The 5457-nt window shown below is 64.6% G+C and carries 6 protein-coding genes and 1 pseudogene; 2 read left to right on the top strand and 5 right to left on the bottom strand.

All coding sequences use genetic code 11. From position 1 onward, the window contains the following. Together WCB02_RS09800 and WCB02_RS09795 are read left to right on the top strand one after the other, a co-directional pair. The coding region (locus tag WCB02_RS09800; RefSeq protein ID WP_423957826.1) for an ABC transporter permease at window positions 1-767 on the top strand (767 nt) is incomplete at its 5' end. Continuing rightward, window positions 764-1636 (top strand): ABC transporter ATP-binding protein, encoded by an 873-nt coding sequence (locus tag WCB02_RS09795; protein ID WP_423957824.1) that lies wholly within the window; start codon window positions 764-766, stop codon window positions 1634-1636. The genes WCB02_RS09800 and WCB02_RS09795, both read left to right, overlap by 4 nt. Here WCB02_RS09795 and WCB02_RS09790 read toward each other — a convergent pair. The 5 genes and pseudogenes from WCB02_RS09790 to WCB02_RS09770 all read right to left on the bottom strand — a co-directional run. Next, on the bottom strand, window positions 1606-2559 hold the full coding sequence (locus WCB02_RS09790; protein WP_423957822.1) for a DMT family transporter: 954 nt from the start codon (window positions 2557-2559) through the stop codon (window positions 1606-1608). The two genes, WCB02_RS09795 and WCB02_RS09790, sit on opposite strands and share 31 nt — an antisense overlap. Beyond that, the gene (locus WCB02_RS09785) at window positions 2556-3365 is read right to left on the bottom strand and encodes an ABC transporter permease (RefSeq protein ID WP_423957821.1); all 810 of its coding nucleotides are present in this window, start codon (window positions 3363-3365) and stop codon (window positions 2556-2558) included. The genes WCB02_RS09790 and WCB02_RS09785 overlap by 4 nt, the downstream gene beginning before the upstream one ends. After that, complete coding sequence (locus WCB02_RS09780) at window positions 3362-4162, bottom strand: ABC transporter ATP-binding protein (RefSeq protein ID WP_423957820.1); 801 nt, start codon at window positions 4160-4162, stop codon at window positions 3362-3364. Before WCB02_RS09780 ends, WCB02_RS09785 begins: the two co-directional genes overlap by 4 nt. 1 nt (window position 4163) lies before the next feature. Next, entirely contained in the window at window positions 4164-5147 is a 984-nt protein-coding gene (locus WCB02_RS09775; RefSeq protein WP_423957819.1) for an ABC transporter substrate-binding protein, read from the bottom strand. After that, window positions 5144-5457, bottom strand: a pseudogene (locus WCB02_RS09770) (TetR/AcrR family transcriptional regulator); the annotation flags it as partial. The pseudogene WCB02_RS09770 and the gene WCB02_RS09775, both read right to left, overlap by 4 nt.

Below are 5457 nucleotides of genomic sequence, written 5' to 3'. Positions count from 1 at the left end.
ACACAGGCCGGATGCAGGCCGCGTTGATCGGCACGCTCTCGCTCGCCGCGTTCCTGCTCGCCTGGCATCTCCTGACCAGATATCGCGTGGTGTTCTTCGTGCGGTTTACCAACGTGCCGTCACCGCTTGACGTCTACGATAGTTTCCATAAAGCCATCCACGATCCCAAGTTCTTCCTCAACGTGGCGCTGAGCTGCCGGCGCATCCTGCTCGGCTTCTCGCTGGCGACCGTCGTGGCGGTGCCGCTCGGCCTGGTGATGGGCCGCTTCAGGCGGATTCATGAGATCGTCTTTCCCATCACCGAGGTGCTGCGCCCGATTCCGGCGATCGCCTGGGTGCCGATGGCGATCATGTTGTGGCCGACCAACGAGCAGAGCATCGTCTTCATCACCTTCCTGGGTTCGTTCTTTCCGATCCTGGTCAACACCTTGCACGGCATGACGCTGGTCGATCCCGTGCTGGTCCGCGCCGCGCGCTGTCTCGGCGCCAAGGAAGCATCGATCTTTCGCGAGGTCTATTTCCCGGCATCGCTGCCGCACATCTTCACCGGCCTGACCGTCGGCATGGGCGTGGCCTGGGTGTCGCTGATCGCGGCCGAGATGATCTCCGGTCAATATGGCATCGGCTATTTCACCTGGGAGGCCTATTCGCTGGTGCAGTATTCGGACATCGCGCTCGGCATGATCGCGATCGGCGTGCTGGGCCTGGCGTCAAGCCTCCTGATCCGGGCCATCGGACGGCTCGCCATGCCCTGGGGGCGGACATGACGGAGATCGATACAAAACCCGCCAAGGGCCATGTCGAGGTCAGGAACTTTGCACTGAGCTATGAGACGATCGACGGATCGGTCGACGCGGTGACCGATACCAACATCCACGTCAATGCTGGCGAATTCGTTTCGATCGTGGGGCCGTCGGGCTGCGGAAAATCGACGCTGTTGAACGCGGTCGCGGGCTTCCTCAAACCGACCGCCGGGACGGTGACGGTGGACGACGAACCCGTTAATGGTCCGAGCGCCGAGCGCGGCATGGTGTTCCAGCAATATTCGCTCTTCCCCTGGAAGACGGTACGCGAGAATGTCGAGTTCGGGCTGAAGATGCGCGGCATGGAACGCACGCAACGCGAGCGCGCCGCCCGCACCCTGCTCGGTCTTGCCGGCCTCGAGGCGTTCGAGAAGCACTATCCGGAGCGTCTCTCCGGCGGCATGAAGCAGCGCGTCGGCATCGTGCGGGCGCTCGCGACCGGGCCGAAGGTGCTGCTGCTCGACGAGCCGTTCGGCGCACTGGACGCGCAGACCCGCATCATCATGCAGCAGATCCTCACCAACATGTGGCAGCGGCTGAAAATCTCCGTGCTGTTCGTCACCCACGATATCGACGAGGCGATCTTCTTGTCCGACCGCGTCTACTGCATGACGGCCCGGCCCGGCTCGATCAAGGCGGAAATTGCGATTCCGCTGGAGCGGCCGCGGCAGCAGGCCATGATGATGTCGTCGGAGTTCCTGGCGCTGCGGCGTGGACTGATGTCGTTGATCCGGGAAGAGAGTCTGAAGGCGATGGGCGGCGAGATCAGCGACCTCGGCATGGAGGGCCTGAGCATCGATCTTCACGGGCATTCGCTGGCCGAGATGCTCTGATCCTTCGGACGGTCGCGCTGCGACTTTCCAAGCAGCAGGAGCCCCGCCACGATCGCAGCCAAGCCCGCGGCGTGATACCAGGCGAGCATTTCGCCAAGCCACAGGATCGAGAACGCGGCCGAGAACAGCGGTGTGAGATAGAGGAAGGCGGCGGCGCGGGCCGGCCCCAAGGCCGCGACGCCGTAGAGATAAAACAGGTTGCCGAGCATGGTCGGCGCCAGTCCGACATAGCCGATCGCGACAATTGCAAAACGCAGGTCGGACAAGCGGTAGACCAGCCACGGGCTGCCGATCAGGATTGACAGCAGATAGACCGGCAGCATCACCACGACCAGTCCCGCCCAGGCCGTGACGACCGTCAGCGGCAATGGCGCGATGGTTCGGCTCCAGTCGCGGACCTGGATCGAGAACCAGGCAAACGACATCGCCGCCAGCAGCGACCACAGATTGCCCAGGCTGAGGTGAAGCCCGATCAGGATCTGCGGCTCGCCCTTGCTGATGATCAGCAATGTGCCGGCGAGCGCGACCGCAAGCCCTGCCTTGATGCGCCATGACAATTGCGCCTCTCCGCCGAGCGACGACAGCACCACCACCCAGACCGGCGTCGTCGCATTGATGAAGCCGACCTCGATTGCGAGGCTTTGATAGGCGCCCCCGATCAAGAGATACGAGAACACGCCGACGCCGACGGCGCCGCCGAGAATCACGTCGCTCAGCCGCGGGCGGATCGCGGGCCACGCCAGCCGCAACGCGGGCCAGGCGATCAGTGTGAGCACGATTGCCGCAGGAAACCAGCGCCAGAACACCAGCGCCGGCAGCGGCACCGCGTCGCGCGCCGCCCGCGCCACCGCGTGATTGCTGCCCCAAAGTGCGGCCGTGGCGGTCAACGCCAGCGTCCCGGACAAGGTCGAACGGGGCTTCATCCCTGTTCGGACGCGCGCTGGCCGCGCGCGCGCTGCGAGACGTGCCAGGGCAGCAGCAGCTTTTCGGCGTAATCGACCGCAAAGAACAGCACGGTTCCGACCAGGCTGAGCAGCAAGAGCGGCACGAACACCCGCACCGTGTCGAACTGCCCCTGGGCGACCAGAATCTGAAAGCCGAGGCCGCGGCTGCCGGCGACGAATTCACCGACGATGGCGCCGACCAGCGCGAATGACACGGCCACTTTCATCCCGGCGAACAGGCTCGGCAGCGCGCAGGGAAAGCGGATCTTGGTCAGCACCGCCCATGGCGAGGCTTTCGACACCCGCGCCAGGTACAGCATGTCGGGATCGACCGAGCGCAGGCCGAGCACCATGTCGATCACGATCGGAAAGATCGCAAGCATCAGCGCGATCGCGATCTTCGGCTCCGGCCCGGTGCCCATCCAGATCACGAACAGGGGGGCCAGCGCCACCTTGGGAATCGAGTTGAGCGCGACCAGGAGCGTATAGACCGTCCGCTCCAGGAAGCGCGAATAGACGATGCCGACCGCGAGCGCGACGCCGGAGATGACCGACAGGACGAAGCCGATGCACGTCATCGCCAGCGTGAAGCCGAGATTGCGCAGGAACATGCCCGGGGTTTCCAGGAAGGCTGCGATGATCGCGGACGGTGCGGGCAGGATCAGCGGCGACGGCTGAAAAATCCGCACGGCTGCCTCCCACAACAACAACGCCGCGAGCAGCACGACGATGACGTCGCGCGTCTCGCTGTCGCCGCTCAGCCATCGTCTTGCCCGCGCCATCATTCCTTGACGATCCCGAGTTCAGCGAAATGGTGGCGGATGCGATGCACATAGGCGGCGAACTCGGCGCTGTCGCGGATCGCAAGCCGGCGCGGGCGGGGCAGATCGATTGCAATCGTCTCGACGATCCTGCCGGGCGCCTTGCCCATCATCACGACGCGGTCGGACAGGAACACCGCCTCCACGATCGAATGGGTGATGAACAACAGCGTCTTGCGGGTATCCTGCCAGATCTGCGCCAGCTCAACATTGAGGTCGTCGCGCGTCATCGCATCGAGCGCGCCGAACGGCTCGTCCATCAAGAGCAATTCGGGATCGGCCAGCAGCGCGCGGCAGATCGAGGCGCGCTGCCGCATGCCGCCGGACAGTTCCCAGGGATAGCGATGCTCGAAGCCGGAAAGACCGAAGCGTTGCAGCAAGTCGCGCGCGCGCCCCCGCTCCTGCTTGTTCGGCGTCCTGCGAAAGTCGATCGACAGCAGCACGTTGTCGAGGATGCTCCGCCAATCCAGCAGCACGTCGCGCTGGAACACGACGCCGAGCCGGTCCGGCGGACCATCGAGCGGCTGGCCTGCGATAAGGGCCCGGCCGCAGGAGATGCTTTCAAGTCCGGCCACCAGCTTGAGCAAGGTGCTCTTGCCGCAGCCGGACGGACCGACCACGCTGACGAATTCCTGCCGTTTGATGTCGAGATCGATATCGACAAGCGCCGCGACCGGTCCGCGTGGCGACGCGTAGGTCTTCCCCACGCCGCGCAGCGACACGAAGGCATCGGTCACGTTCGCGGGCGACAAAACCGTCATGTCACTCGATGAGCGCGTTGGTGTAGTAGTCCGACGCCTTGGTGCCGGGCCTGACGACCCCTGCGGCTTCCATCGATTTGAGCGCCGCGTCCCAGTCCTCCGCCGCCTGCCAGCCGATCGGCTTGCCCTTGGACGCCGGCGTATCGAAATAGTCCAGCGTCAATTTGATCTGGCCGAGCAGGACCACCGGATCGAGCTGCGCATCGGGGCGTTCGGCGATCATCGCCTTGACGCCGTCCTCCGGATTGACGCGAAGGTCCTGCCAGGCGCGCTGCTCGACCTCGATCAGCCGGCGCAAGGCCGGTCCCTTGCCGGCAATGGTATCCTCGCGGGCGACCAGTCCATAGCTCGGAAAGGCAATGTTGGCATCGGAGGCAAGCAGGCATTTCGAGGGCCGCGACTTCTCCGCGATCGGCAAAGCCGACCCGACGGTCGACATCAAGCCGTCGGCGCGCCTGGCCAGATAGGTGCCCCAGAGCGCCGCCGGATCGACCACGTCGAGTTTGAGATCGTCGCGGGTCATTCCGGCAGACTTCAAGTAGACGTCGATGAAGGGCGCCCACGGACTGGCAGCGAACACGACGACCGTCTTGCCGCGCAGATCGGCCGGACCGTTGATCGGCGCATCCTGGTCGACAAGGATGCAGAGATCGGTGCGCCGCTGGAAATTCGCGATCGAACGGATGGTCGCACCCTTGGCGCGCGCCGAGACGACCAGTCCGACCTGGACCTGGCCGACATCGACCTGACCAGCATTGACGAGCTGGATGGTATTGCCCGAGCCGCGGCCGTCCTGGATATCGACATCGAGGCCGGCCTCCTTGAACCAGCCCTTGTTCTGGGCCAGATGCATCGCGGCTTGAACGCCCCACGGCGAGAAATCGAGCCTCACCGTCAGCTTATCCGCGGCGGCGGCCGGCACCAGTCCGGCACCGAGCGCGGCGACCGCCACGACGACCATCATCGAACTCAACAAACGTTTCACTTGCCAAACTCCGGTTTACTGAGAGGTATATCGACGCCTTCCAATTGCTTCGGCGAGATCGCGGTCAAATAGCTCAACACCATGTCGACCACGTGTTGGCGCCGCTTCGCGACCCGCCGCCGCGCGGCGAGATCGCGATCGAGCAGCCACGACAGCGTATGCTGATTGGACAGGAAGAAATAGGCGAGCCCGGAAATGGATAAATAGAGGTCGACCGCATCGACATCGGCGCGGAAGCTGCCCTCCTCCTGGCCGCGCTTCAGCAGCAGCCGGATGGTGTCGAGCAGCCCGCGATAGAGCGGCTTGGTGG

Origin of the sequence: Bradyrhizobium sp., from assembly GCF_049581145.1 — a bacterium.
In the GTDB taxonomy this organism is placed as follows: domain Bacteria; phylum Pseudomonadota; class Alphaproteobacteria; order Rhizobiales; family Xanthobacteraceae; genus Bradyrhizobium.
The sequence above is the reverse complement of the archived record's forward strand: the minus strand, read 5'-3'. Positions and strand labels throughout refer to the sequence as shown.